General features: G+C 63.2%; 22 protein-coding genes. 7 read left to right on the forward strand and 15 right to left on the reverse strand.

Annotated elements, in window-relative coordinates:
* Positions 1–65 precede the first annotated feature (65 nt).
* The 10 genes from AC24R4_RS01380 to serA form a co-directional block, all read right to left on the reverse strand.
* The gene (locus AC24R4_RS01380; protein WP_487522019.1) at positions 66–1,490 is read right to left on the reverse strand and encodes a hypothetical protein; all 1,425 of its coding nucleotides are present in this window, start codon (positions 1,488–1,490) and stop codon (positions 66–68) included.
* Positions 1,487–1,744 carry a PAAR domain-containing protein gene (locus AC24R4_RS01385; RefSeq protein ID WP_487522020.1) on the reverse strand — a complete coding sequence of 86 codons (258 nt, stop codon included), beginning with the start codon at positions 1,742–1,744 and terminating at the stop codon, positions 1,487–1,489. The genes AC24R4_RS01380 and AC24R4_RS01385 overlap by 4 nt, the downstream gene beginning before the upstream one ends.
* A complete protein-coding gene (locus AC24R4_RS01390) occupies positions 1,741–2,466 on the reverse strand; it encodes a T6SS immunity protein Tli3 family protein (RefSeq protein ID WP_487522021.1) in 726 nt (241 codons plus the stop codon). The genes AC24R4_RS01385 and AC24R4_RS01390 overlap by 4 nt, the downstream gene beginning before the upstream one ends.
* 14 nt (positions 2,467–2,480) lie before the next feature.
* Positions 2,481–4,457 carry a T6SS effector phospholipase Tle3 domain-containing protein gene (locus AC24R4_RS01395; RefSeq protein ID WP_487522022.1) on the reverse strand — a complete coding sequence of 659 codons (1,977 nt, stop codon included), beginning with the start codon at positions 4,455–4,457 and terminating at the stop codon, positions 2,481–2,483.
* On the reverse strand, positions 4,438–6,918 hold the full coding sequence (locus AC24R4_RS01400) for a type VI secretion system Vgr family protein (protein WP_487522023.1): 2,481 nt from the start codon (positions 6,916–6,918) through the stop codon (positions 4,438–4,440). The genes AC24R4_RS01395 and AC24R4_RS01400 overlap by 20 nt, the downstream gene beginning before the upstream one ends.
* 219 nt (positions 6,919–7,137) lie before the next feature.
* Positions 7,138–7,818 carry a hypothetical protein gene (locus AC24R4_RS01405; RefSeq protein WP_487522024.1) on the reverse strand — a complete coding sequence of 227 codons (681 nt, stop codon included), beginning with the start codon at positions 7,816–7,818 and terminating at the stop codon, positions 7,138–7,140.
* A 40-nt stretch (positions 7,819–7,858) separates the two neighbouring features.
* Entirely contained in the window at positions 7,859–8,290 is a 432-nt protein-coding gene (locus AC24R4_RS01410) for a hypothetical protein (protein WP_487522025.1), read from the reverse strand.
* Positions 8,287–10,659, reverse strand: coding sequence for a hypothetical protein (locus AC24R4_RS01415; protein WP_487522026.1), 2,373 nt, complete (start codon positions 10,657–10,659; stop codon positions 8,287–8,289). The genes AC24R4_RS01410 and AC24R4_RS01415 overlap by 4 nt, the downstream gene beginning before the upstream one ends.
* Before the next feature lie 219 nt (positions 10,660–10,878).
* Entirely contained in the window at positions 10,879–11,862 is a 984-nt protein-coding gene (locus tag AC24R4_RS01420) for a tripartite tricarboxylate transporter substrate binding protein (protein ID WP_487522027.1), read from the reverse strand.
* Positions 11,863–12,041: 179 nt separating this feature from the next.
* Positions 12,042–13,247 (reverse strand): phosphoglycerate dehydrogenase, encoded by a 1,206-nt coding sequence (serA, locus tag AC24R4_RS01425; protein WP_487522028.1) that lies wholly within the window; start codon positions 13,245–13,247, stop codon positions 12,042–12,044.
* Positions 13,248–13,474: 227 nt separating this feature from the next.
* On the opposite strand from serA, the gene AC24R4_RS01430 reads away from it, so the two are divergent.
* A complete protein-coding gene (locus tag AC24R4_RS01430) occupies positions 13,475–14,536 on the forward strand; it encodes an SMP-30/gluconolactonase/LRE family protein (RefSeq protein WP_487522029.1) in 1,062 nt (353 codons plus the stop codon).
* 69 nt (positions 14,537–14,605) lie between these two features.
* Here the strand turns inward: AC24R4_RS01430 and AC24R4_RS01435 are convergent, their stop codons facing one another.
* A complete protein-coding gene (locus tag AC24R4_RS01435) occupies positions 14,606–16,360 on the reverse strand; it encodes a heparin lyase I family protein (RefSeq protein ID WP_487522030.1) in 1,755 nt (584 codons plus the stop codon).
* Here AC24R4_RS01435 and AC24R4_RS01440 point away from each other — a divergent pair.
* Together AC24R4_RS01440 and AC24R4_RS01445 are read left to right on the forward strand one after the other, a co-directional pair.
* Entirely contained in the window at positions 16,346–16,531 is a 186-nt protein-coding gene (locus AC24R4_RS01440; RefSeq protein WP_487522031.1) for a hypothetical protein, read from the forward strand. The two genes, AC24R4_RS01435 and AC24R4_RS01440, sit on opposite strands and share 15 nt — an antisense overlap.
* Positions 16,532–16,631: 100 nt before the next feature.
* A complete protein-coding gene (locus AC24R4_RS01445) occupies positions 16,632–17,603 on the forward strand; it encodes a SphA family protein (RefSeq protein WP_487522032.1) in 972 nt (323 codons plus the stop codon).
* Positions 17,604–17,685: 82 nt separating this feature from the next.
* Here the strand turns inward: AC24R4_RS01445 and AC24R4_RS01450 are convergent, their stop codons facing one another.
* On the reverse strand, positions 17,686–17,826 hold the full coding sequence (locus tag AC24R4_RS01450) for a hypothetical protein (protein WP_153949480.1): 141 nt from the start codon (positions 17,824–17,826) through the stop codon (positions 17,686–17,688).
* Between the two features lie 109 nt (positions 17,827–17,935).
* On the opposite strand from AC24R4_RS01450, the gene AC24R4_RS01455 reads away from it, so the two are divergent.
* From AC24R4_RS01455 to AC24R4_RS01470, 4 genes are all read left to right on the forward strand, one after another.
* The gene (locus AC24R4_RS01455; protein ID WP_487522033.1) at positions 17,936–18,340 is read left to right on the forward strand and encodes a PepSY domain-containing protein; all 405 of its coding nucleotides are present in this window, start codon (positions 17,936–17,938) and stop codon (positions 18,338–18,340) included.
* Between the two features lie 5 nt (positions 18,341–18,345).
* Positions 18,346–19,017 carry a response regulator transcription factor gene (locus AC24R4_RS01460; protein WP_400396390.1) on the forward strand — a complete coding sequence of 224 codons (672 nt, stop codon included), beginning with the start codon at positions 18,346–18,348 and terminating at the stop codon, positions 19,015–19,017.
* Complete coding sequence (locus AC24R4_RS01465; RefSeq protein ID WP_400396392.1) at positions 19,014–20,351, forward strand: sensor histidine kinase; 1,338 nt, start codon at positions 19,014–19,016, stop codon at positions 20,349–20,351. The genes AC24R4_RS01460 and AC24R4_RS01465 overlap by 4 nt, the downstream gene beginning before the upstream one ends.
* A 99-nt stretch (positions 20,352–20,450) precedes the next feature.
* On the forward strand, positions 20,451–22,118 hold the full coding sequence (locus AC24R4_RS01470; protein ID WP_487522034.1) for a site-specific integrase: 1,668 nt from the start codon (positions 20,451–20,453) through the stop codon (positions 22,116–22,118).
* A 102-nt stretch (positions 22,119–22,220) separates the two neighbouring features.
* Here AC24R4_RS01470 and AC24R4_RS01475 read toward each other — a convergent pair whose 3' ends face one another.
* From AC24R4_RS01475 to AC24R4_RS01485, 3 genes are read right to left on the reverse strand one after another with little or no spacing between them, the layout of a single operon-like run.
* Positions 22,221–23,006, reverse strand: coding sequence for a citryl-CoA lyase (locus AC24R4_RS01475; RefSeq protein WP_400396007.1), 786 nt, complete (start codon positions 23,004–23,006; stop codon positions 22,221–22,223).
* Positions 23,003–24,526 (reverse strand): class I adenylate-forming enzyme family protein, encoded by a 1,524-nt coding sequence (locus AC24R4_RS01480; protein WP_400396005.1) that lies wholly within the window; start codon positions 24,524–24,526, stop codon positions 23,003–23,005. Before AC24R4_RS01480 ends, AC24R4_RS01475 begins: the two co-directional genes overlap by 4 nt.
* Before the next feature lie 16 nt (positions 24,527–24,542).
* On the reverse strand, positions 24,543–25,502 hold the full coding sequence (locus AC24R4_RS01485; RefSeq protein WP_487522035.1) for a Bug family tripartite tricarboxylate transporter substrate binding protein: 960 nt from the start codon (positions 25,500–25,502) through the stop codon (positions 24,543–24,545).
* Between the last annotated feature and the right edge of the window lie 134 nt (positions 25,503–25,636).

Consider the following 25,636-nt stretch of genomic DNA (forward strand, 5'->3'; position numbering starts at 1 on the left):
CGGTGTCCAGGATGCCGGGGCCAGCCTTGCGTGGCCCGTCGTCGCAGCACGCGGGCATCAGCCGATCAGCCCCTCAGCCCATCCGCCGGATAGCAAGCTTCGTCAAACTCCCTTGACAACATGCGGTAGTAAAGCAACTCGCTCGCCACTTGCAACGCCATGCCGGCGAACGCAAACAGCGCGGCTGCCCACCACGGCAAAAGCCCGGTGCGGTCGGCGTCGCCGTCAGCCACACCCGGATTCCCGACAAATACTGCCATCGCAATCATGGCGGTTGCCCACATCAGAGAAAAGGGTACAACGCCGTCCTCTGCAGGACGGTCCGGGCTCGCCGGCCGGTTTGCCACGATGTTCACTGCAACGCCTGATTTGCACGGTATTGCAACAAGCTGCGCACCTTGTCCATGCCTTACCATTTTCGCGGCAAGCGATTGCGCCACCCACCCGTTTGCATGTCCTGGCTTGCCGAGCGCCTGGTCGATATCCTGCGTGGCGGCACGTGGCGCCGCGTCCTTGACCGCCGCCGTGACGGCATGCCGCAACGGCTTGTTCAGGCCGGTAAGCCAGAATTGCCGGATACGGTTCGCGGCGACCGGTTCAGACCCGAGCAGCATGGCGATACCTCTATCGACCTCATCGGACTCCGCCACGACCGGCCGATACAGGCAAGCCTGGGGCTTGAGCCCGGGCTGGTTGCGGGCCAACGCGCTCGCGTCGGCAAATAGCATTGCGACTGCCATTTCGGAACACGGCGGCTCGGCACCAGTGCGTCCGAGCTGACACGCAATGAATAGCCGGACGCCCGACATCGGCTCTCGTTCTATCCAAAGCGAGTCCATGGCGTCGGGCTGCCCCGGCGGTTGCCACACGAGTGCAGGGTGACCGGGCAGCTTCCACGCTCCCACCACACGCTGCAATACCGTCAGGTCATCCTGGTCCTCCGACTGCAACACAATCGGTATCGACTCCGTACGCCCGATGCGCTGCAACGCCGGCAATAGGGGGAGCAGCAGATTCTTTAAAAGATGATCGATGCGCGCTTCCCCCGATGCCAGGTCGAATTCGAACGTGACGGCCTTGCCGGCGTTGTCTGGGGCACGGCCTTCCAGACCGAGCATCCGCTCTGCGATTTCGTCTTCGGGCGTCATCACGACGCTATCCACCAGAACGACGTGATCGCGCGTCCAGCAGAGCCAATGGTAATTTCGCCACTGGCACATCAAGTTCCATAGCACGGCGCCCTTCCACGGCATTTCATAGCCGGCGTACACCACTGCCCCGCAGACGGCTACAAAAAACAGAAAAGGCAGGAACGTTGCCTGGAACAGGAACGGGGTCCACGAGATGGCCTTGCCGTCGGGCCATTGCGCAATGGCGATCAGGATGCCAACACCCTGAACGGCAAAGAAGAACACGACAAACAGCCAGATGGGTGGAAAGTCTGGCTCGGGCCGTTCAGCCACTTTGCGGGTGTTCCATTGCAAATTCATTCGATCGTTGCTCCGGACGACGCTGCCATCATCACGCTGCCGCATGCCGTACGGCAGCCATGTACCGCCAGCTTTCTGCCGTTTTCCCGATACCCTGTCCCGCCCTCGACGATGGGATTGTCGCCGTGCTTTGGACAGGAAACGAGATCTCCAACCAACGCAGCGCGGCGACCGTCAATATTGAAGGTCGAGGTCGCTGTTTTCACGCAGCCGCCGTGCGAGGTGGGATCACCGAGTAATACCGGATGGCTCATTTTGATTTGCCTTTCGGAAGATTGGTGGGGCGGATCGAGTCGTCGCAGGAGATGTATTCCTGGCCTGAAGGCGTGCGGAGGCCTTTTAGATAGTCGGGGCGCTTCGAGGCAGCAAAAGTTTCCTCACGAACGCTAGTGGCCTGTACGTCTGTTGAATCGCTGTTGGCCCGCAAGGGATACTGGATGACATAGTGATCCCGATCTCCCCATTTTTCGGCGACATAGATGCGATCGGAAGTCGATGCGACGATATAGTCTGCGGAATCCTTATAAGGCGTCTGGGTATTACGCATGTAGTACCAGCCGCGGAATGAACGACCACCATCCGTAGAGTAAACAAACGAGATATTGCAGCCCTTGTCCGGACACACACCATCCGGCGTGTACGACGAAGGAATGACGATAATCTGTCCCGTAGGGTCCGCATTGATCAGGCGCCCTTGGTAGTTTTCAATGCCGTAGCGTCCAAGCCGGGTGCGAATGCCCTGCCGTGGATCGTTGTAGTACGTCGTGCCGTGGTGGCAGTCCTTGTAGTTTTCCAGCGAGATATAGCGGTGGTCGTCGAACCAGTAGATGGCTTGTGGGGGGACGTCGTATTGCGGTATGGGCGCGGGCAGGTAGGCCTCCGGGGGAGAGATCCTGTTGACGCACCCCGTCATGAGCACCGCCGCTGTAGCAAAACAGATGCTCAAATACACCGATCCTCGATTTTCCTGTTTCATGGTGATTCCTGATTTCAGCTTCCCGAATTCCAATGCGGCTTTCTGGTTTGATTCTCGGCCGCAGCACGCGCCGTCGCGTCCTTGACCGTATCCCTGTCGATGGCCGCTGGCATTTCCGGTTTCAGCAACACGCCCGAATTGAAATAATGGTCAGTGAAGTGCGTCCAGTCGGCGTCATGCATGAGCCCGATCCAGAACTCGCGGTCTTCGAAGGCTTCGCAAAATCCAATGGGCAGGTCGTAAGCCACGATCCGCCGCATGAACTCCATGTGTTCGGGCAGCGTGCTGTGGTCGGGTGGTTCGGGCTTAGTTTGTTTGAAACGGCGTTTTGCCTCGTCTTCCGTTTCCTTCGTCAAGACGCGTCGGTCCCCGTTATAGATGTCCGGTCCACGATCAACGTACTGCTTGGGCTCGTAAATCGACTCGAAATACGGAAACTCGGGCTTGAAATACCGGCCCGTGTCGGGATCGATTTCCCCCATGGCCCGCACGTTATCGTCCGTGACCGATTCGTCGAACCCGGCGGTTTCTTCAGGCTTCAGCGGATTTGCCACGGCCTCGGCATTGACGGTGACCATTTGATCGGGATGGGGCACCGTCCACAGTTTCATGGCGTTGAAGAGCGGCCCGCGATTTCCATCCCAGAACGGCTTCGTATTCTTGGGGTCCCAGTGGCTGCCGTATTTCATGTCCGGCAGGGTGCCGAACCGCTTTATGCCGGGCGCGTCGCCGCATGGCGTCAGGCGAGCCAGCATGCGCTGCTTGACCGTATCGCCCAGTTCGGCAAGCAGGTCGTCGGGCAGTCCCTGCCATCCGATGCTTTCCAGCGTCGTCAGGCCCATGACGCGGTCATGCGGGCTGAAGTAGACATAGACCCGACCGTGGTTGTCGCGCTCGCTCACCGCCGGCGTGATCTCGCTGAAGGGGCGCCAACGCTTGCCGTTCCGGCCCCTGCCAACCCGCTGCTGTACCAGCAGCCGCTCGTCCAGCAGGCGCCGCTCCGCCTTGATCCGATTGGCGATATTACGAAACGTCTGAACGCGCGCTGCCTCGGAAGGGCGGGCATCGCTCCATGTCGCGCCATCCGCGAGCTTGTCGTCGAGCGCGTAGGGCGAGTTCATCAGAAATAGCGCGTCGGGCGCCCGTGTCTTGCAAAGCGCCGAGGCTGCCAGGGCAATCATCGTGCCCTGGCTGTGCGACATCACCGAAATCGTGTCGTGCGGATGCTTTGTACGGATCTTGTCGATCAGGTTGGCCAGCCGCTGCGCGGCATGGGGGTAATAGTCGCGCGGCGGTGCGTCCTGCAACTGCCGCTCGGGCTCCGAATTCATCCCCTCCAGATCGACGAAGCCCATGACGTTGCGTTTGAAACCCAAACCGTTCCACATTTGCTGGAGACTGTTCGTACCGTTCTGAAACGCACCGCCGCCCCAGAACCATGGTCCGCGATCGGCTTCCTTTCGTTTCCAGAAGTCAGCGCCAGCGATATTGCGTAGTGGAATCTTGAAGCGGCCCGGGCTCTCGTCGGGCTCTCGGTAGCCCCAATAGAAGCGGATGACGGGGGAGTAGCCGGGGTTGTCGGGGTCCACCCTACGCATATGCCCCTGCGGGGTAGGAAACGTTTCACCGTCGCGGTATTTGTTCGGCAAAAACTTGTACGCCGATTCTTCCAGCCCCAACCTCTCATTCAACCCCTCACACAACGCCTGCTCGGCCTTGTCATACCACTCCCCCTCCGAATTCACCCCGTGCACAAAAATGATGATCCCCGGCAAGTGCGGCGGCACACGGGCCTCGGCCCTCACCTGGTAGCTGGCAGGGGTCAGAAAGGACTCCCAGTATGGCCTGCCGAACGCGTCGCGTTGCATTGGCACAACGCGTGTGGAAGTGGCGGGCCGCACCTCGGGTTGCTCTTCAACGTCGGGCTTCGTATTGGCGGATTTACGAGGGTCGGAAGATGGTTCGGTCATTTCAAAGTTCTCGACTGACATGGAGTAGCTGCATGCCCTGGGCGATATCGCGCGTCAGGATGTCGGTCTCGCCAGCGGCGTTCGTACGGCCTTCGACGATGTCGCCGTTGGCCAGGCGAATGCGATAGAGGCTGTCGATGATCGGTGCGCCGTCGGATTCATCCGTCAGCACGAACCGCTCTGTCTGCGCCGCGTCCGTGCGGGCGAAGCCTGGCAACGGAAGCTCCAGCGACCCCGGTCCGGACTTGTCGATTTCAATAAGTTTGAGAATGAGCCGCCCGCTGCCGCCGATCTCGACGTTGTCGCCGTGCACCTTGACGTAGGCGCTGCCGCCGCCGTTCAGCACCACGCCGTTGCGCGCGTTGGCTGTCAGCGTGCCGCTGGCGCTCGCGAGCTGAATGTCCTTTTGGGCCACCAGTTCCATGGCATCGGCCTGAGCCTGGATCAGGACCTTTCCTCGCGCCGCAATCAGCTTGAGACCGAGCCTGTGAGCAAACAGCGATATCGTTTCGCCCGCCGCGATCACGACGTTACGCAGCGCGTGAAGATGGAAGAGGGCAGCGGTCTTGATGCCGATATCCTTGCCGGCGGCCATGGAAATCCGGTCGGGCGTGGTGGCGGCAATACCGGCTGGGGCCGATAACACCGCGACGGCTTGCTGCAACTCGACAACGCTGTCCTTGAGCCAGCGGTTTTCGGCTTTCAGATCGGCGACTTCGGCGACGGCCAGACGCGCGGCCTCGGCCAGGCCTTCCGCCTGGGCAATGGCCAACTCCAGCTGGCTAGAGGCCGGCAGGAGATCGGCCTGAGGCCCGTTGGCTGCCTTTTGAACATCGGCCGTCAGCCAAAGCCCCGCACCCGCGCGGACGCAACCCTTGAGGTCGGTCCGCAACTCGAACCCCTGCCCCCGCTCCTTCATCTGGCGGTCCACCAGATATCCGAGGTTCAGTTGCGACTTGCCGCCGTACTCGGTCGACAGCTTGATCCCCTCATGCCCCACCCAGTCCTCGAAGCGCAGCTTGTTGTTGCGCTGCGTCCGAATCACGTTGCGTGATTGCCAGCCGTCCCGGCCGATGATCAGGTCGGGCTTGTGGCTGTTGTGCAGCGCGTGGGCGATATAGGGACGGTTCGGGTTGCCGTCGTGGAAGGCGATGGCGACCTCGGTGCCTTCGAGCAGCGGGAAGTGGAAGCCGGTCTGCACCGGGCCGGCGAACGGTTTGGCCAGCCGCAGCGGTACGCTTTCCTGGCCATTCGGCCATTCGTCGAAGTCGAGATCGAAGCGGACGGTGTAATGGCCGTCCTGCGTCAGGTAGGCATATTTGTATTGGCCCGGCGAGGTGACGCGACCGCTCAGCGTGCCGGCGATGCGCGGCCATTTGGTGTCGTCGACCGGCAGACGGAAGCGCCGGTCCGACGGAATCGCCTGATAGGTATTCCGATAAGCCTGATCGCGGGCGCCCGTGTGGATGACTTCGGTAATGACCTGGCCGTTGGGCGCATCGGGCAGCGTCGTATCCATGCGCAGGATGCGCGCCGGGCGCAACGCCAGCACATTGCTTTCACCCTGATAGACGACCTGCCCGGCGATGGCCGCCTCGTGGCGCAGCAGCGCCTCCCACTTCGCGCCAGCCATATCCCGATGATGGGTGCCATGGATGTATGGCTCGCCATAAGTCGTCCGATCCTTGTATGCAATGTTGGCATCGGCCTTGAGCCGCTCGTAGGCGTGCGCGGGGTTGTAGTCCGATGCCAGGACCGATCTGGCGACGGTTCTCGTATTGGTACGAATGGCAAAGACCGCTTCGGTGCCCGACTCCAGTCCGGCCGTCTCCCGATAGGGCACCCGCAGTTCCGGCTGATAGATGTAGTGGTCGATGTCGTCCCCGAACACCACAATTTCGCCAAATTTCCCGGGGGCGAAGTAGCAATACATGCCTTCCTGCTCCATCAGCAGGCGCACGTAGTCCCAATCGGACATCTGGTACTGCAGGCGGAACTTGTGCTCGGGATACTCGCGCCGTAGCCGGAAAGCGAACTGATGGCCTTCCAGATCGTGGCTGCGCAGGATGGCCTCGATGATCTGCAGTGCGGTCTTGTGCTGATAGACACGGCTGCGCGGCGTCAGCCGCAGGCGCGTCACCAGCGGCTCCACGACCATCTCGTAGCCATGGAAGTCGCGCGTCTGGCGGGTCTTCGAGAACGCCGGAATCCATCCTGCAAAGCGGCGCGGCTCGCTGCCATCGCCGGGGTCGATGACGAAGGTGGCGGGACGATTCAGGTAGTCGGCACGGTCCAGTTCCAGCGGATGGGTCAGCTGGACGGTGACCTCGTAAGGCTTGCCGAGTGCCTCGACGGCCTTGAACGAGACCACCGACAGCGCGATGGCGGTGGGCGCGGCGGGGACTTCGAGGCGGTAGGCGGCCCGCCCGGTTGCGAGCCCGGCGAGAACGGCGCCGGATACCAATCGATCTTCGACAACCATGGTTTGCGTATCGATGCACTGGTGTAGTGCGTCGCACGCTACATGGATTGCCAACTTCTGAGACCGCTGAATGGCTGTTGTCTAATTCAGCGCAAGAGAGGAGGGGGTAACGCAGGAATTCGTGGTGTTGCGATAGACAAGAAACATCGAACGCGATTCCACGGCGCCGGTGCGTCGTCAGATCATCGGCGACGCGCCGGAGCCGACTTCGGAAAACGCCTATTGAGCATCCACATCCGAAATGGCGCCGAACATTTCCCGGATTTTTTCTTGGAACTTGCAGTCGCGCGGCTTTGACGGGGTGCAGACAACTATAGCGCCTACAGAGACTTTTTCATTTCCCCAAAGAATATGCATGCGATGATAACGGACCGGTGATCGGTTGGAAATACTCCGAAACGATGAAATTTCCGCTGCGTACAATGTACCGCCGCCCTGGCTTGTTACGCTCCAGGAATCAGTCGTTTCACCGAGGTATCCCATCTGCGCTGCGATTTCAGATTTTGGTGGTCCAATATACTTCACGGCTCCGTCAGATTCGCCTGTGGTAGAAAAGCGATATTCCCTCAATCGCTGGGTCACCGGGATGTTCTTCACCGTCAGAACAAAATGAACGAAATTATAATATTCGCTAACGCTCGAGGGGCTTCCAGTCAAATCTATTTTTCGCCCCCTCTCTATTACGCCAAGAATACACCGTTCATCAGGGTATGTGTTGCGCTGCTCCACAACCAAAATCCGAAGACCGCGCGGCACTTTTATTCTGATTCCACACCATTCTTCTATATCCCTTCGTTTGGCCTGCGCGGAATTATCTGGCTGAGAATTATCGGCGAGGGCGGCGGCAGATTGGGTTCCATAAATCAACGCAAGTCCAATTATAATCTTTTTAAGGCTCATTCTCGTAAATAGGTTTGTGAGCGATCAAAAGACCGCAGGTTTACTTCCAATTGCAACCCGCCCCTGGCGTGGACCTGGCACTCGGATCAAATAAAAAGGTCTTCTTTGCGCCGGACCTCTTTTCAACGTACACCATCGAATACACCATGGCGCCCTGGCTAAGCATTTCATATGTTCCAGAAACGCGATCTCCACTTATTTCTAGCCATGTCGTAACAAGTTGGATCGGGCGATCTTTGTCTTGCAGCGCTTCGGCGGATGAGGCGAGCACCACGGTGCGCAAGGCCGATGAGTTTTCATATTTGACAAATCCCCCGCTCCATTTGACCGTATTATCATAGTATGTACGCATCTCGAAACTGCTGACTCCTTCCTCCCAAGCGCGGAAACAGTATCCCTCCCAGCTCACTTCCCCGTAAGCTCTTGAAGTCATAAGAAGATATGCGGCAAAAAGAACTATCGAAGGTTTCATGGGCTCTGCCGTTCGAGTGAGACACTGATCGCGTGCGTTACCGGATAAAACTTGAGTTTTTGGCGCGGCGGCTTACCGGTCAACACGGGTTGGCCGTCGACATCAAAGACTGGCTCGATTTGACTATTCCGCCTCCATTTGAATGTTAGCGAAATTCGATTGTTCTCGAATATTTCGTCCAGCAAAATAAATCTTAAGAACATCGCCGTTTGCAAACGACCATCGAGCCCATTAATATTTTCCTCAGAAAAGTAGCCGTTGACGTCCCGACTGACCCTCAGAACTTGCTCCAGCCGCAGCCCTGAGTCCATATGTGAAAGCATGTTTGGCTTGCGTGCGACATAGAAACCAGCACTATCTGCACAGTTCATCAGATGGTGATTTCCTCGGTTATCTCGCGCGATAAGCTCATCAGGATCCCATCCCAAATCCTCAAATTTTTTCGGGACCTCCTTCGATTTAAATATGCGAAAATCTCCGTAATCGCTATAGTTTTCCAACCATGTAATCTGTATAAGACCACGTCCATAGTAAGGACTATACCTTTGAGCCTCACCTCTTATCTCGCGCACGAGTTCGAGATTCCTGGTTTCCGGAATGATCTGCGCATATAGGTGCACCAGCCTTTCCTTGCTAATGGAAATCCCATATTTTCTGGCCGAATTATTGAAGGCTAAAGCCCACTGACCCGCTCTGGCAAATGCAATCGACCATGTAGTGATGGACGGTCGGAACTTAGTTTTATCTAAATGCAGTAACTTTCTCGGAAAGCACTGAGCCATCTCTTCGGCGCTCAGCCAACCACACCGCCTGAAATGCCGGATAAACGCCAACGGATGGAAGAACCAGAACTTCTTGCCCGTCCCAAGCGGCGTCTTGTCCAGAAACTGCAATTGCGTCAGAAACCGGATGAATCGGTCGTAGCCATCGGGATCCGTCTCCTTGCGCCGGCCGTAAAACCCATCTGGGTCATTGAGTCGCCTGTAGCGGACATCATTTACGCTGGCGTCCCATTCGCTCGGGGCATGGCAGACAAAGCCGCGCAGTTCGGCGAGCACTTCCGGGTTCTCACGGATGTAAATCGCCAGCCTGTCTTCGCGCTCGAAGCCCGGTCGCAGTCGTGCCACCGGATCGTCCCTTTCATCCACATAGCGGACGATCTGTTTTAGCCTGTCCAGGTCGCACAGCACGTCGTCGCTGAACGGCGTATTGCCTTCGGCAATCTTCTGCCAGCCCATGAAGCGCGGGAAATCCGCGTCAGACAATTTCTGGATGGCACGCTGGTTGATGTCGATATATCCCTGCTTGCCTTCCTCGAACGTCATCGATACCCAGGTTTTCCTGGCGTCGTTTGGCAACTTCGGCGCGTCGCTCAGGATGCGTCCGAACCGCAGCAGTTCGTAGCCATCGCTCGGACAGTCGGGATAGAGAGCGGTGGCGCGGCTATACAGTTCGTATTCGTAATCCTGGTAGGGATCTGCCACCGGCTTGGGGCCCGTCAGACAGGTCATCTTCCCGTCCTTTTCCAGCCAGGAGCGCGTGTAGCGTTGGCCTTTGTGGAAATACGCCTCGACATACAGCCGCGAGTTTTCGCAGAGCGCGCCCGCCTGCAGTTCCGGAAAGAGATTGGCATGCGCCTTCTGAACCGGTGGCCGGCTCATGAACGTCTGCCCGCCGGGAATCACGAAATAGCTGTGCCCCCAGTAGTCTTTCGAGACGGGTGTCGTCGGGCTCTGTATCCCAAGCTGTATCGGATGCGCCGAAGGTGCAAACCAGGCTGCAAAATCGGGCTCGGTCATGAATATCTCGAAATGGATATGCGACTGGCCCTGACACATGCCCGGATATCCCAGAATGTCCTTCCGCTTGACCTTCAGGTTGGCGGGAACCTGCACACCGTCGGTCGGGTATGACAGCCACTTGGGCAATACCGTGGCTGATCCGACTTCCGGTGGCGCTTTCAGCATCGGCTTGACCCGGTTTCGCGTGTTATCCAGGTCCAGCAAATGCATGTACAGCGAGTAGAACGTCATGACCCGGCCTTCACCAGTCTCGGTGGTATGCCTCAGTAATACGAATCCGGTATTCGAATCCAGATGCTCCGTGCCCTCGTGGTTCTTGCGATGACACGAGATGGCCTTCTGGCGAACGGAATAGGCCACCACCTCGCCGTCGGCGATGGCATGCACGGGTACATATTTGCGGGGATTCAAATGCGTGCCGCAATGCCAGCGGCCATCGAACGCGATCGGATAGATGCCGCTGTGGCCCAACTCGTACTGATCGACCGCATCCATCAGCGGGTCGGGACCGGCGTTCTTGAGGAAGTCGGCGTCGAGGGTTGGCAGGAAGGGTGGGCTGAGAATCATGGTCCATGAACTCACGTGACACATTGGTGCGTCGCACGCTACATGGATTGCCAACTTCTGAGACCGCTGAATGGCTGTTGTCTAATTCAGCGCAAGAGAGGAGGGGGTAAAGCAGGAATTCGTGGTGTTGCGATAGACAAGAAACAGCGAACGCGATTCCACGGCGCCGGTGCGTCGTCAGGTCACTGGCGACGCGCCGGAGCCGACTTCGGAAAACGCCTATTGATTCTTCATCGCCTCGGCCAGGCGGGTGATGATTTCGCCTTCGCTCTTGAAGGCCTTCTGGGCGTAGGCCGCGTATTGCTCCGGGCCCATGTAGTTCGTGACCATGCCGTACTGGCGGGTCACGTTCAGGAACTTGGGGTCCTTGAGCGCGTTGCGGAAGGCTTCGTCGAGGCGCTTGACCACGGCCGGTTTCATGTTGGCCGGGCCGATGATGCCGAACGGTGAGTTCGACCACACCGGGTAGCCGATTTCCTTCAGCGTCGGGGCGTTCGGAAAGTCGGCCGCGCGCTTTTCGGAGAGCGTGGCGAGCACGCGCATCTGCCCGTTCTGCACGTACGGCAGCAGCGTGTTCGACAGCACGGCCACATCGGACGAGCCGCTCAGCAAGGCGGTGATGGCCTCTGCGTCGCCTTTGTACGGCACGTGCGTCCAGTTCGATTGCGACACGCGCGCCAGTTCGGAGATCGTCAGGTGCTGGCTGCCGTAGATGCCGGTGGTGCCGTAGCTGATGCCTTTCTTGTTCGCCTTGGCGTCGGCAATCAGCTCCTGCATGGTCTGCCACTTCGCATCCTTCTTCACGGCCACGGCAAAGTTGTAGTCCGCGATCATCGATACGTAGGTCAGGTCCTTGAGCGGGTCGTAGCGCATCTTCTGCACGTGCGGCAGGCGGAAGATCACCACGGGTGCCATGCTCAGCGTGTAGCCGTCGGGCTCGGTGGTCACCATCTGGGTGGCGCCCAGCGTGCCGCTGACACCGGGCTTGTTTTCCACGACGATGGACTGTCCCAGCTCGCGGCCGGCGGCGTCGGCCAGCGCGCGTGTCACCTGGTCGGTTACGCCGCCGGCGCCGTACGGCACGATGAGCCGGATCGGACGGGTGGGGAAGTCATCGGCAGCCAGCGCCTGGGTGCCGAGCGATGCCGCCAGCGTCAGGCCGGAAGCGGCCAGCGCGACGCGGAAGAAACGACGTCGTTGCATGAGGTTGTCTCCTGATTGTCTGCCGGATCGGGCATGTCCGGTCTGCGAGGTTGTCCGCGCAGTATGACAATGCCGCCGGGCGGCGGCTATCGGGAAACGGCGGGGGTGCCGGGCTTATCCACCGATTTCATCGGCCGCATGCGGGGGCTGCATGCGGGTTCCTGTGGGAAGCGGATGCCCTAGCGGTTTTCGATCACACGCGAGCGGATAAACGCGTCGTGCGCCATCAGCGTTTCGGCCCAGCCGGCCGGCGGGACCAGGCTGATATCGGTAATTACGTAGCCGATGTCGCCTTCGGTCTGCAACTGCTGGGCCTCGATGTTGGCGCCGATTTCGGCCAGCGCCTGGTTCAGATGCGACAGCGTGCCGGGACGGTTGTAGTGAATGTTCAGGACCCGCGCCGGCGAATCGAGCGGATTAGGCTGGATCTGCGGCAGATTCACCGCGCCGATCGTCGCGCCCGTTTCCAGGAAGTTGGCCAGCTTGGTGGCCACTTCCACGCCGATATTCTCCTGCGCTTCCTCCGTGCTGCCGCCCACGTGCGGCGTCAGAATCACGTTCGGCTTGCCCTGCAGCGGCGTCACGAACCGGTCGGCATTGCTGCGCGGCTCTTCCGGGAACACGTCGATGGCGGCCCCGGCGATATGGCCATCATCTAGCAGTTTCGCCAGTGCCTCGATATCGACGACGGTACCGCGCGAAGCATTGAGCAAAATGCTGCCGGGCCGCATCGCAGCCAGCGCCTTGGCATTGAGCAGGTTGCGCGTCTGGGGTGTGGCCGGCACGTGCAGCGTTACCACGTCGGCGGCGCCCAGCGCGTCTTCCAGCGAATGCATCGGTACCGCACCGCCAATCGACAGGCGAGGGCGGATATCGTAGAACACCACGCGCATGCCCATCGCTTCGGCCAGGATGCCCACCTGCGCGCCGATATTGCCGTAGCCGATCACCGCCATGGTCTTGCCGCGGATTTCGAACGATCCCTTTGCCGACTTCTGCCATTCGCCCTGGTGCGCGGCGCGGCTTTTCTCGGGCACGCGGCGCATCAGCATGATGGTCTGGCCGATCACCAGTTCCGCCACCGAACGCGTATTCGAGAACGGTGCGTTGAACACCGGAATGCCGGCATGGGCAGCCGCGTTCAGGTCGACCTGCGACGTACCGATGCAGAAGCAGCCCACGCTCAGCAGGCGTCCGCTGGTGCCAAAGTGCTCGGCGGTCAGGTGCGTGGCCGATCGGATGCCAAGCAGGTCGTGGTCACGTACGGCGGCCAGCAGAGGGTCGCCCGCCAGCGCCTTGCTCTGGGTGGCGACGTCGATATGGTGGCGGCCCAGTAGTTGCTGCCCGCTGGCGTGGATGTTTTCGAGGAGGATTGCGCTTGCCATGATTCGGGCGTGCTTCAGGAGAGTTGAGAAGGCATGCCAGGCGTCCTGTCCCGGACGCGCACACCCAGACCATAGCACCGAACCTTTCCCGTGATGGCGATGTGGGCAAGGCACATCGGGCAGGGGTGTCATCGTACAAGTGCTTGCTGTTGGGTGATTTTTCTCATAGGATGTCGGACAACTATAAAGGTCCGTCCGGACCATTCCCAATCCGATGAGGAGACAGCATGGATACGAAAAAGGCAGGCGTGGACGCCCGGCGTCGTCACTGGCTCAAGGCGGGCGCCGCGCTTGGCGCTGCCGCCGCCAGCGGTCAGGCGCTGGCCCAGGCCTTCGACTTCAAGGCCGCGCAACGCTACCCCGACCCGGCCGTCGAAATCCTTGACCCCAGTTTCGGCAAGTACCGGCTGTTCAGCTCCACCGTGGAGCAGGTAGCCACCGGATTCCGCTGGGTGGAAGGTCCGGTCTACTTTGCCGACGGCCGCTATCTGCTGTTCTCCGATATCCCGAACAACCGCATCATCCGGTTCGACGAAACCTCGAACCAGTGGAGCGTGTTCCGCTCGCCGGCCAACTTCACCAATGGCCATTGCCGCGACAAGCAGGGTCGCCTCGTCAGCTGCGAACACGTGACGCGGCGCGTTACCCGTACCGAATACGATGGCGCGATCACGGTGCTGGCCGACCGTTACCAGGGCAAGCGTTTCAACTCGCCGAACGACATCGTGTGCAAGTCCGACGGCTCGCTGTGGTTCACCGACCCGCCGTTTGGCATTGCGGGCGACTGGGAGGGCGACAAGGCAGTCCCGGAACTGCCGCACGCCGTCTATCGGATCGATCCGAAGGACAACAGCGTGACGCAAGTTATTGCCGACCTGAACGGCCCGAATGGTCTCGCATTTTCGCCAGACGAGAAGACGCTCTACGTGATCGAATCGCGCGCCCAGCCGTATCGCGTGATGTGGGCCTACGACGTGGGTGCCGACGGCCAGCTTGGCAACAAGACCAAGCTGATCGACGCCAATGGCCCCGGCGCGCTCGATGGTTTCAAGGTAGACGTGGATGGCAATATCTGGGCCGGCTGGGGCAGCAGCGGCGCACCGGGCGCCGATCCGTCGAAGCTCGACGGCGTACGCGTGTTCAACGCGCAGGGCAAGGCCATCGGCCATATTCACCTGCCGGAGCGTTGCCCGAACCTGTGCTTCGGTGGCCCGAAGCGCAATCGCCTGTATATGGCCAGCAGCCATTCGGTCTACGCGCTGTATGTGGAGACACGCGGCGCGGTCTGAACGATAGTCGGCAGCCATCCGCCAATCGCCCGGGCCCGTTGATACAACCGGCCCGGGGCCGCCACGGATTTACTTCCGCACATTTAGCCCGATCGCGATGGGCCGCTGGAACCAGCTTTCGTAACTGCCCTGCGCCAATACGAAAACGCTGCCCGTGTAACGTCCGGCAGGCAGGTCGGGATTATCTGCCGGACGATATTCGAGTTCGAGATCGCTTTGCTTGCCATATCCTCCGCAAGGAAAGGTACTGTTCATTCGGACCTTGCCGCATTCGCCGGTCAAACGTCGCGCGCGCACCACAACGGGATAACGTGCCCCGGTAGCCGGATCGGCAACGGTCAGCTTCAATTTTGTGTCCTGCGGTGCCGAATCGAGTATTGGCGTTCGGGGTCCTGCCGTGTCAGACTGGGCCGGCACCAGAAAACCAATCGTGCCAAGCTTGATATGGCGATCCATGCCTCGCACCGCCACCGGCGATCCCGGCCGGAGTTCGCGCCATACGCCAGGCACGAATATCCGGATATTGGCATGGATGGAACGCCGGTACGCGGTGTCTTTCCAGCCGATTGCTTCTACCGTCAGATTTCCCTCATAAAGGCCTTCGGGCAGGCCGCGATTATCTTCGCGATCGAAAAACAGTTCGAGCCGGCTGTTCTTGCGATTCTGGCAGTCAATGGCGACATGCATTGCCGCATAGGTGCATCCGTTATGCCGGTAGCCACGGATATTGACGGTCCGGCGGCTGCCATCGAGCCGGTTTGTCAATACGACCGAGAACATCGCTCGATCCGCAGCGCCCGCCGACCATACCAGCGATGCCGGGCCGCCTGTGACGCCGGCCTGTTGGGGAACGACAAATCCGACCGTGCCTTTTTCGACGTCCCGGCCGAAATCGATCGGGAACAGCAGACTGCCGGTACGCCGGTTGCCATGCCATTTGTCCAGCGTCCCGCTGACAACTGGCGACACCTCGCCATAGCCCGCGTCATGCCGCCCGATGCGCATATCGCTGACGCGCACCACGATCGGCGGCTCGCTGGTGGTCGAATCCTTGCGTGCCGGCCGGTAGATACCGGTCTTCAGATAGGGCGTGCGGGCGATGGAAAGGTGGTACGCGTTCTGCCCCTTTTGCCGGTACACCAGCGTGCCATCCTTCCAGATTTCGACGATGCCGCTGGTGTCGGTTGCCCATTTCGCGTGAATGACCCAGTTGGTCAATGTACCGGGCACCACGCTGCCCGGCAGCTCGGTGCTGGAACGCTGGATATTGGCGGGGCTGCCCCATGCGCGGGCCACCACCCATTTGTCGCCTTTCTGATGAATGGCCAGGTTCGGAAAATTCCTATCCACCTTGTCCTTGCCCATGACCGCATGCCATTGCAGGACGATATATCCGGCCTGATCGGCAATCTGGTCAACCGCGATGCGCGCGCCGTACCAGCGTTCCTGCAGCCCTTCCTCGGCGGGAAGCGCCAGTTCCGAGCGGAATGCTCCCGGCGTGCCGGGCAGCGTGAACGTGGCGGGCAGGCGGCCAGGCAAGCCCGCCAACGGCTCCCTGGTGACACGGTCGGACGTCAATGCCCGGACGGCCGGGTCATACAGGGCATCGATCGAAAGCGTCCATTTCCGGAAATCGCCGCGAAAATCGTCCCGGAAGATGACTTTTTTCGCGGTATCGAATACATCCGACGGCTTGAGCTGCCGGGATGCATATTGCGCATTCGCGGCCGGCAGCCATGCGTTCGATATCAGTAACAGGACGACCGTCGCAAACCAGCGGCGCCAGCGTCGGCGTGCGAGAAAACCTCCATGGATTCGCAGCATGGTGAACTCCAGTTCGATAATGATGGAAGGAACCAAGGCAAAAAGAAGCGCGGGAAGAAAATCCCGCGCCAGATTCCATCAGCACCTGCCGGTTGGTCCGTTGTCTGCGGTCAACATGGAAACCATGGCGTACCGGATTTCAAGGCGATGCCACGTTTCAAAAAACATTGAATTCACTCATTTAGAAAAGTGAATTCCAGATGGGCGGGAATCTGAGACGATTCAGTACCTTTTCCGCTACCGCAGCACCCATCGCCCGCTAGGAGGCCCCATGAATCGCGCACGTTCGGCCGTCGTCGGTGTCTTGTCCGTGGGGAGTCTGCTGGCGCCAGTGGCCGGACATGCCACCGAAGGCGCGCTCGGCCGGCCGGTGGCGGGCACCAGCGTGTCGGCGAACGTGGCGGTGATTCCCGACCAGCCGGTGTGGATCGCCAACCTGCAGCAGCTCTATATGGATGGCTCGATCGGCGGCGGCCGCGAGGTGCCGATTGGCGGGCGGACCACGGCGGGCATCGACGCCAAGATCGCGTTCACGCTGGCGACGATCATGAAGGTCTGGGACACGGGGCCTGGGGCATGGAATTTCGCGTCGAGCTTTACGCTGCCGTATGTCTGGACGACCGTGCATACGAGCGCCGTGTTCACCGGGCCCGGCGGCGGCACGTTCTCGCGCGGCGCCTCCGATCGCGCGTCGAACCTCTATGACATGTATTTCAGCCCGCTGATCGCCGGCTACCACTTTTCCAAGACCACCCACATGGCGTTGAGCTTCAACGTCTGGGCGCCCACGGGCCAGTACGACAAGAACGCGCTGGCCAATCCCAGCCTGAACAACTGGACCTTCGTGCCCCAGGTGGCCTTCACGCACCTGATGCCGCAATACGGGCTCGAATTCAACGCCGTGGCGGCCTTCCAGTTCTACACGCGCAATACGGCCACCGACTACCAGAACGCGCCGCTGTTCACGCTGGACGTCATGGGGGTAAAGAAATTCGGCAATTGGGGAGCGGGGCTGGTCATGGGCACGGTCCAGCAGCTCGGCAGCGATACCGGCCCCACGGCCGACCGCCTCAATGGCTTCCGTGGCCATGATTTCACGATCGGGCCGATCGTCACGTACGACACCAAGCTGGGCGGCAAGGCGCCGCTGTCATTCAGCCTGCGCTGGGTGCCCACGGTGACCAGCAAGAACCGGCTCGACAGCACGGCCACCGTCATGGGCACGGCCACGCTGGTGTTCTGAGCCCGGGCGCCCGACCCGCAAAGTCTCCAAAACATCACATTCTTCCTTCGGTGACGTTGTCATCTTCACGCCCGAAGATGACCTAGTGCCCCAGCGTCTGGAGCCAGAAGGGCAGGCCGGCGCCCGCCATGGCCACCGCCAGCGGGGCCAGCTGGGCCAGGCCTGCGCCAAGGCTGCGCAGGGTGGGGTAACGCGGGGACAGGAGGGTGCGGGAACGTGACATGGTGCCGGGGTTGTGGGAATCTGGCGGGCATCATGCGCCGTGGCACCTGAATGGCACCTGAGCATGCCGTTCAGGCAGCGTTCAGCTTGCCCGGCCGAGAATGCCGCAAATGACTGCCTCGCCCCCGCCCCCAACCGCCGTCACGGGCTTGCCCGACCGTACCGCAGCGCGCCTGCGTGGTGCCTGCCGCCTGCTGATCCTGCTGGCCGTGCTGGCCGTGCTCGCAGCGACGGGCGGTGCCAGCCTCGCGCTGGCCGATACCGACGCCGACCGGGCCCGCGCGGCCCTGCGCTCCGGCGAGATCCTGCCGCTTGCGCGCATTCTCGACACGGTCTCGCGCCAGTACGCCGGTGACGTGATCGACGTGAAGCTGGACCGCGACGACGGCATCTGGCAATACGAAGTGAAGCTGTTGCTGCCCACCGGCTCCGTGGCCAAGCTCGAGTACGACGCCCGCGACGCCAGGCTGCTCAAGGCCAAGGGCCACGATCTCGACCGCGCCCGCAAGCCCTGACCGCCATGCGCATCTTGCTAGTCGAAGACGAAAGCACACTTGCCGCCCAGCTTGCGCAGGCGCTGACCCAGGCCGGCTATGCCGTGGACCACGCTGCCGACGGCATCGACGCCGAGCACCTGGGCACCGAACATCCCTATGACACCGTCGTGCTCGACCTGGGCCTGCCCCGGCTAGACGGCCTGACCGTCCTCAAGCGCTGGCGCCAGGCCGGCAATGACGTGCCGGTGCTGATCCTGACCGCGCGCGACAGCTGGGTAGAGAAGGTGGAGGGCATCGACGCCGGCGCCGACGACTACCTGACCAAGCCGTTCCGCACCGAAGAACTGCTGGCCCGCATCCGCGCGCTGATTCGGCGCTCGGCCGGCCGCACATCGTCCACGCTGGCCTGCGGCCCCGTGCTGCTGGCGCCGGGCAGCGGTCAGGTCAGCGTCAACGGCAATCCCGTCACGTTGACCTCCCACGAATTCAGGGTGCTCGACTACCTGATGCACCACCAGGGCGCCATCGTCAGCAAGACCACGCTGACCGAGCACATCTATGCCCAGGATTTCGACCGCGACAGCAATACCATCGAGGTCTTCGTGGGACGCCTGCGCCGCAAGCTGGGTGTCGACGTCATCGAGACCGTGCGGGGCCTGGGCTACCGCATGCGGCCGCCGGCCGATGCCGCATGAAGCGCGCCTCGATCGCCCGGCGCCTGCTGGGCATCGCCACGCTGTGGATTGCCGGCACGCTCTGCACCACCGGCTGGCTGCTCGATACGCTGTTTGGCCGGCACGTCGACCGCACCTATATCGCCGAACTTGACCGCGACCTGACCAGCCTGGCCGCCGCGCTGGAATGGCGCGCCGACGGCAAGCTGGAACTGACGCGCCAGCCCGCCGATCCGCGCTTCGAACTGCCGTATGCCGGTGCCTACTGGCAGGCGTCGTCGGGCAGCCAGACGCTGCGCTCGCGTTCGCTCTGGGATGTCGATATTCCCGTTGCCGTGGAACGCCGCGTGGGCGAGGGGGATGCCGATATCCGCGGCGGCCCGCGCGGCCAGTCGCTGCTGGTGAAATCGCGCCGCCTGCAGCTGACCGGCGCCGATGCCCCGGTAGACATCACCGTGGCACTGGACCGCACCGAGCTGCGGCAGGCCAAGCGGTCGTTCCGCCATCTGCTGTGGCTGTCGCTGGGCGTGCTGGGCCTGGGTATCCTGGGTGCGGTGTGGGCGCAGATCCGTTTCGGCCTGGCGCCGTTGTCGCGGCTGCGTGCCGCGGTGGCGCGCCTGCACGCGGGCCAGGAACCGACGCTGCAAGGCGCCTGGCCGGCCGAGGTACAGCCGCTGGTCGACGAGATCCACCTGCTGCTGCGGCGCAATCACGAAGCCGTGGAACGGTCGCGCCGGCAGGCAGCAGACCTGGCGCATGCGGTCAAGACCCCGCTGGCCATTCTGGCCAACGATGCGGCAACGTTGCCCGCGCCCGCGTCGCAGCGCGTGATGCACCAGGTGGACGCCATGCGCCAGCAGGTGGACCGCCATCTGGCACGTGCCCGCGCGGCCGGGGCGGGTGGGGCGGCCGGCGGGGCGGTGGCGGTGCGGCCCGCCGTCGACGAACTGGTGCGCGCGCTGAGCCGCCTGCACGCCGACAAGCTCATCACCGTCGATATCGAAGGGCAGGCCAGCTTTGCTGGCGACCGCCAGGATCTGGTCGAAATGCTCGGCAACCTGCTGGACAACGCCTGGCAGTGGGCGCAAGCCAGAATCCGCGTCGATCTGGCGACGCAGGCGGCCGAGCTGGAAATCCGCATCGACGACGATGGCCCCGGCATGCCGGCCTCGGCCATGACGCGCGCCGTGCAACCGTACGCGCGGCTCGACGAGTCGGCCGAAGGCAGCGGGCTGGGGCTGGCCATCGTGCGCGATGTCTGCGCGCTGTACGGCGGCCGCTTCGAACTGGCCAGGTCGCCACTGGGCGGGCTTGGCGTGCGCGTGCGGCTGCCGGCGGCGGTCAAGCCCGACTGATGGATTGCGCCCCGCTCCCGCAGGTAGTGCGGGGGCGCCGGTCCGCCCATCGGGTATCATCGCGCCCTTTGCCGTTTGCGGTGTCCCCGCTGTCATCCCTTGTCTTCCGCCGTACCCAGCGCCGGGCAGGCCATTCGCCGGCGCCAGCGCCCGCCGGTTGCCCCGGCGCGTCTGCTCGGCCCGCAACACTTTGCCTACTACCGTGGCTACCTGCAGGGTCTCGACCTGGCCCGGCTGGCCACGCGCTATCTGACGCCGGGCCTGGACCTGCGCCTGGCCCGCACCACGCTGGGCTGGATCGAGACGGAACTGGCACGCGGCGTGAAGCGGCTGGCCACGCGTCCGCGCGCCGACGGCGAGGCAACCATCCTGACCGAGAAGACCTGGCTGGCGATGATCGTGCCGCCGGCAGCCGAGAGCGCCACGGCACGGCAAACGCGCCAGCGCAAGCTGCTGCGGGCGCTGGATGCGCTGCAGCCACTGCTGCTGGTGCGCCCATTGGCGGGCGATGCCGTGGCCGGGTGGTTCACGCCGGCCATTGCCAGCCGGCTCGCGCAGGCGGGCTGGACCACGCTGGCGACGCTGGCGGCTGCCATCGCCGCCGATCCGCGCGGCTGGTATCGGCACGTCCGCGGCATTGGCGAAGCCACCGCGCGCGAGATCGAGGCATGGCTGCGGATGCACGCGATGGCGCCGCACCACGCGGGTATGGCCGACGCGCGACATGCCGAAGCCCCGGCGCTGGTCCCGCTCGAATCGCTGTGCCACGTATCGGCGCAAGCCGATGTGCAGGCCATCCAGACCTGGCTGGAAGACTACGGCCCCGAAGGCAGCCACACCTGGCGCGCTTACCGCGCGCAGGCCGAGCGCCTGCTGCTCTGGGCAATTTTCGTGCGGGGCAAGCCTCTGGCCAGACTGGACGCCGACGACTGCCAGGCCTACTTGGCATTCCTGGCCGATCCCCAACCCGCCGCGCAATGGGTGGGCCGGCGGGGCGCGCCGCGCAATGGTCCCGACTGGCGGCCGTTCGAAGGCCCGCTGTCGCCGTCGAGCATCCGCCATGCGACCCGGATTCTGAAGACGCTCTGCGCGTGGCTGACCCGGCAAGGGCACCTGCGCGACAACCCGTTTGCATCGGCGGCACAGCCGGCCGAGGCCGCTGCGCCGCGCATCCAGGCCGGGCGCAGCCTCAGCCGCACCCAATGGCAGCACCTGAAGCGGTACGTGGGCGGGCTGCCCGCCGACGATCCACGCACGGTACGCCTGCAGTTCATGCTGCGGCTGGTCCATGCCACGGGTCTGCGCGTATCGGAGCAGGCGCAGTTGACGGTGGCGCATCTGTCGCAATCCGACGGCTGGCGGCTGCACGTGCCGGGTAATCGGCCTCGCACGAACGACCTGCCCCAGACGGTGGTCGATGCCTTGCGCGATCACATGGAAGCACGCGGGCTGGGGCGCGACGTCGAGCGGTTGCCGGCCGACACGCCGCTGATCGGCCGCGTACTGCGCGAAGGCGATGACACCCCGCTATCCGTCGCGCAGGTAGCGGCGATCTGGAAGCGGTGTTTCACGCGTGCGGGCCAGGCGCTGGCGGACGATGACCCAACGGCCGCCACCCACCTTGCCAAGGCCAGCGCCCACTGGCTGCGGCACACGGCCGGCGCCCACGCGCTGGCGCGAGGCATTGGCCGCAAGGCCGTGCAGCACCAGCTCGGTCACGCGTCGGTCAGCACAAGCGCCGCCTATGCCGACCCGGACCTGCACTGACCGCGACGCGTACTTGCCGGTCACGCCCCCACCGGGCACCCGTTCGGCGCCCATCGCGTGGGCGGCCGTATCCGATGCCAGGAAGGCGCAGGCGTGGCGGGCTTATGCGTGATCCCGGTGCGGCACGTTGCCCACGTAGGGAATCGCCTCCTCGACGACATCCCAGATATAGCGGCCCGATGGGCTCTGCTGTTCCTCGACGATGTGGGCCACCAGACCGGCCGCGCGCGAAATCACCGCAAAGCCACGCATCACGGCCGTTGGCACGCCAATTTCGCCTAGCAGGGCGGCCACGGCGCCCGTGGCATTGATCGTGATCGCGCGGCCATGGACCTCGTCCACGGCGGCGGACAGCCGCTTCAGCGCCCGGATATGCGTCCCGGCCAGATCGGCTTCGGCTTCACCGAGATCCAGCAGCTTGTAGGCACGCGGGTCTACCGGCTTGTGCAGATGGTGGCCAAAGCCGGGCACGGGCGCCTTGCGCGCCTTGCAGTCGCGGGCAATGGCCAGCGCCTCGGCGTCCGGGTCCGGCGCGGCCAGGATGCGGTCCAGCAACACCGAGCAGTTTTCCATGGTGCCGACGAACGAACTGCCCACCGCCAGCAGCCCGGCCGACACCGCGCCCTGCAGGTTCTCGGGGGCGCTCATGTAGATCAGGCGCGTGGCAATGGCGCTGGGCGTCAGGCCATGCTCCATCAGCACGACCAGCACCATGTCGGCGATGCGGATGTCCACCGGCCGGGGCGTGCGGCCCAGGATCTGCATCAGCATCACCTCTGTGAACGTGGTCTTGCCGAGCAGGTCTTCCACGAGATTGGCGTCGCCATAGTGAAGGCTGGTCAGCGTATGGCTGCAGAGGCGGGTCACCGGCTTGTCTTGTTGGCTCATGCGTGATCTCCGGATGGCAGCGCGGCCACGGCGTGGTCGCGCACGGTGTTCTTCAGTACCTTGCCCACCGTCGAGCGCGGCAGGCTGGCGTGGAAATGAATCTGCTTGGGCGTCTGCACGGGGCCGAGCCGCTCGCGCACGAACGCGATCAGGTCGGCGGCGGCGGCCTGGCAGCCCTCCCGCAGTTGCACGGCGGCGTGGACGGCCTCGCCCCATTTGTCGTCAGGCACGCCGAACACGGCGCATTCATGCACGGCGGGATGCTGGCCCAGGGCGTTCTCCACGTCGATCGGATAGACGTTGAAGCCGCCGGTGATCACCACGTCGCGCAGGCGGTCCTTCAGGTACAGGAAGCCGCGCGCGTCGATCAGGCCGCGGTCGCCGGTGTGCAGCCAGCCGTCGATGATGGTGGCGGCGGTCAGGTCCGGACGCTTCCAGTAGCCGGTCATGACCAGGTCGCCACGCGCCACCACTTCGCCCACTTCGCCGGCGGGCAGCAGGCGGCCGTCGGGCGACATGATCGCCACGTCGCTGAACCAGGTGGCGCGGCCCACGGAGGCCAGGTTGCGTGCGTCGTTGAAATCGTCGGGGCCGATCACGGTCAGCAACTGCGGTGCCTCGGTCTGGCCGTAGGTGGTGGCCACCACGGGGCCGAAGAAGTCGCGCGCCTGGCGGATCTTTTCCGGGGGCATCGGCGCGCCGCCGTAGATCAGCCGGCGCAGCGCGGGATAGTCGGCGCGGGTGGTGCCGGGCAGCGCCATCAGCATGTAGATCAGGGTGGGCGGCATGAAGCAGACCGTGCCGCGCCGGTCGCGGAAGGTGGCGCGTACCGCTTCGGCGCCGTTGCCTTCCATGATCACCTGGCAGCCGCCCTGGGCCAGGATCGGCATCACGTAGGTGGACGTGCCATGGGTGATCGGCGCCGCCATCACGTAGCGGTCCGACTCGGTGAATCCCCACGCGTGGATCTGGTTGACGATATTGGCCAGCCACGCGCGATACGGCTGCATGACCCCCTTGGGCGCGCCGGTGGTGCCGCCGGTGAACTTGATGGCCTGGGTGGCATCACGGTCCAGATCCAGCACCGGGCGCGTGGCGTCGGCGTGTTGCACGATGGCCGAAGCCAGCGTCCGGCCCCGGTCCGGCGCGTGGTCGGTATAGATGCGCACGCCCGGCGCGCCGTCGAGCAAGGCTTCGCAGGCGGCATCGAGCACGATGATGCCGGGCTCGGTGGCATCGATGATGCGCCGCAGTTCCGGCTGCGTGCTCTTGGGATTCAGCGGCACCCAGATCTTGCCGCTGGCCAGCACGGCCAGCAGTGCCACGATGTGCTGGGCCGAGTTGCCGGCGCAGATGCCTACGCAAGTCTGCGGCGCGGGGTCGAGCTTGATGAAGTGGGCGGCCAGCGCGGCTACTTGCCCAGCCAGCTCGCGGTAGCGCAGCGGGCCGTCGGGGGCATCGATGGCGATATTGTCGGGCCAGCGGTCGGCGGCGCGCCAGAACAGGTCGATCGGAAACATGGTGCTGTCGGACTCCTTAGTTGACGCGCACGCCCGATTGCCGCACCACGTCGTGCCAGCGTTTGATCTCGGACAGCGCGAAGGTGCGGCATTGTTCGGGCGTGCCGGGTTCGGGCGTGGCCGCCAGGTCGCGCATGCGCTCGCGCACGTCGGCATTACCAAGTGCCTTGTTCAGCGCGACGTTGAGGCGGTCCACCACGGGGCGCGGCGTGCCGGCCGGGGCGGAGATGGCGAACCACGACTGCACGTCGAAGCCCGGGTAGCCGGATTCGGCCACCGTCGGCACGTCGGGCAGCAGCGGCATGCGTTGCGCGCTGGTCACCGCGATGGCGCGCAGCTTGCCGGACTTCACGTGCGGCAGGGCCGAAGGGGTGTTGTCGAACATCGACTGCACCTGGCCACCCATGAGGTCGGTCACGGCCGGCGCGCTGCCCTTGTAAGGCACGTGCAGCATGTTGGCGCCGCTGCGCGTGCGGAAGATCTCGCCGGACAGGTGGATCGACGATCCGCTGCCCGATGACGCAAACGTCACCCCGTTGGGCGATGTCTTGGCCAGCTTCACGTAGTCGGCCACGGTCTTGACGGGCACGCCCGGATTGACCACCAGTACGTTGGGAATGCGGGCGATCATGCCGACCAGCTCGAAATCCTTGGCCGGGTCGTAGTTGAGCTTGTCGTAGAGCGTGGCATTGATGGTGTTGGCGATGGTGTAGACGTACAGCGTGTAGCCGTCCGGCACGGCCTTGGCCACCACCTCGGCGCCCACGTTGCTGTTGGCGCCGGCGCGGTTTTCCACCACCATCGGCTGGCCCAGCGCCTCGCCCATCTTCTGCGCCACCAGCCGGGCCAGCACGTCGGTGGCGCCGCCGGCGGCGTAGCCCACCACCAGCCGGACGGGACGGCTAGGAAAGGCGGCCTCGGTGGCCAGAGCCGGCGTGGCACCGCACGCCAGGACCGCGGCAAGCAGGGCGGGCATTACAGCGGGAACTGCGGCGGGAACTACGGCGGGAACAAGCGCGATGCGGCGAAGAAGGCGCCTGCGCGCCCAACTGCGGATGGTCATGATGGCTGTCTCCTGTTATTGGATATCGTGGCCGGCACCCGCTGTCC

Source organism: Cupriavidus sp. CER-90 (genome assembly GCF_057652055.1).

Bases quoted from the DNA above. Each gene is read 5' to 3' on its own strand.
- AC24R4_RS01380 (WP_487522019.1), bottom strand. From the start codon at position 1,490: ATGAATTTGCAATGGAACACCCGCAAAGTGGCTGAACGGCCCGAGCCA.
- AC24R4_RS01385 (WP_487522020.1), bottom strand. From the start codon at position 1,744: ATGAGCCATCCGGTATTACTCGGTGATCCCACCTCGCACGGCGGCTGC.
- AC24R4_RS01390 (WP_487522021.1), bottom strand. From the start codon at position 2,466: ATGAAACAGGAAAATCGAGGATCGGTGTATTTGAGCATCTGTTTTGCT.
- AC24R4_RS01395 (WP_487522022.1), bottom strand. From the start codon at position 4,457: ATGTCAGTCGAGAACTTTGAAATGACCGAACCATCTTCCGACCCTCGT.
- AC24R4_RS01400 (WP_487522023.1), bottom strand. From the start codon at position 6,918: ATGGTTGTCGAAGATCGATTGGTATCCGGCGCCGTTCTCGCCGGGCTC.
- AC24R4_RS01405 (WP_487522024.1), bottom strand. From the start codon at position 7,818: ATGAGCCTTAAAAAGATTATAATTGGACTTGCGTTGATTTATGGAACC.
- AC24R4_RS01410 (WP_487522025.1), bottom strand. From the start codon at position 8,290: ATGAAACCTTCGATAGTTCTTTTTGCCGCATATCTTCTTATGACTTCA.
- AC24R4_RS01415 (WP_487522026.1), bottom strand. From the start codon at position 10,659: ATGATTCTCAGCCCACCCTTCCTGCCAACCCTCGACGCCGACTTCCTC.
- AC24R4_RS01420 (WP_487522027.1), bottom strand. From the start codon at position 11,862: ATGCAACGACGTCGTTTCTTCCGCGTCGCGCTGGCCGCTTCCGGCCTG.
- serA (WP_487522028.1), bottom strand. From the start codon at position 13,247: ATGGCAAGCGCAATCCTCCTCGAAAACATCCACGCCAGCGGGCAGCAA.
- AC24R4_RS01430 (WP_487522029.1), top strand. From the start codon at position 13,475: ATGGATACGAAAAAGGCAGGCGTGGACGCCCGGCGTCGTCACTGGCTC.
- AC24R4_RS01440 (WP_487522031.1), top strand. From the start codon at position 16,346: ATGGATTCGCAGCATGGTGAACTCCAGTTCGATAATGATGGAAGGAAC.
- AC24R4_RS01435 (WP_487522030.1), bottom strand. From the start codon at position 16,360: ATGCTGCGAATCCATGGAGGTTTTCTCGCACGCCGACGCTGGCGCCGC.
- AC24R4_RS01445 (WP_487522032.1), top strand. From the start codon at position 16,632: ATGAATCGCGCACGTTCGGCCGTCGTCGGTGTCTTGTCCGTGGGGAGT.
- AC24R4_RS01450 (WP_153949480.1), bottom strand. From the start codon at position 17,826: ATGTCACGTTCCCGCACCCTCCTGTCCCCGCGTTACCCCACCCTGCGC.
- AC24R4_RS01455 (WP_487522033.1), top strand. From the start codon at position 17,936: ATGACTGCCTCGCCCCCGCCCCCAACCGCCGTCACGGGCTTGCCCGAC.
- AC24R4_RS01460 (WP_400396390.1), top strand. From the start codon at position 18,346: ATGCGCATCTTGCTAGTCGAAGACGAAAGCACACTTGCCGCCCAGCTT.
- AC24R4_RS01465 (WP_400396392.1), top strand. From the start codon at position 19,014: ATGAAGCGCGCCTCGATCGCCCGGCGCCTGCTGGGCATCGCCACGCTG.
- AC24R4_RS01475 (WP_400396007.1), bottom strand. From the start codon at position 23,006: ATGAGCCAACAAGACAAGCCGGTGACCCGCCTCTGCAGCCATACGCTG.
- AC24R4_RS01480 (WP_400396005.1), bottom strand. From the start codon at position 24,526: ATGTTTCCGATCGACCTGTTCTGGCGCGCCGCCGACCGCTGGCCCGAC.
- AC24R4_RS01485 (WP_487522035.1), bottom strand. From the start codon at position 25,502: ATGCCCGCCCTGCTTGCCGCGGTCCTGGCGTGCGGTGCCACGCCGGCT.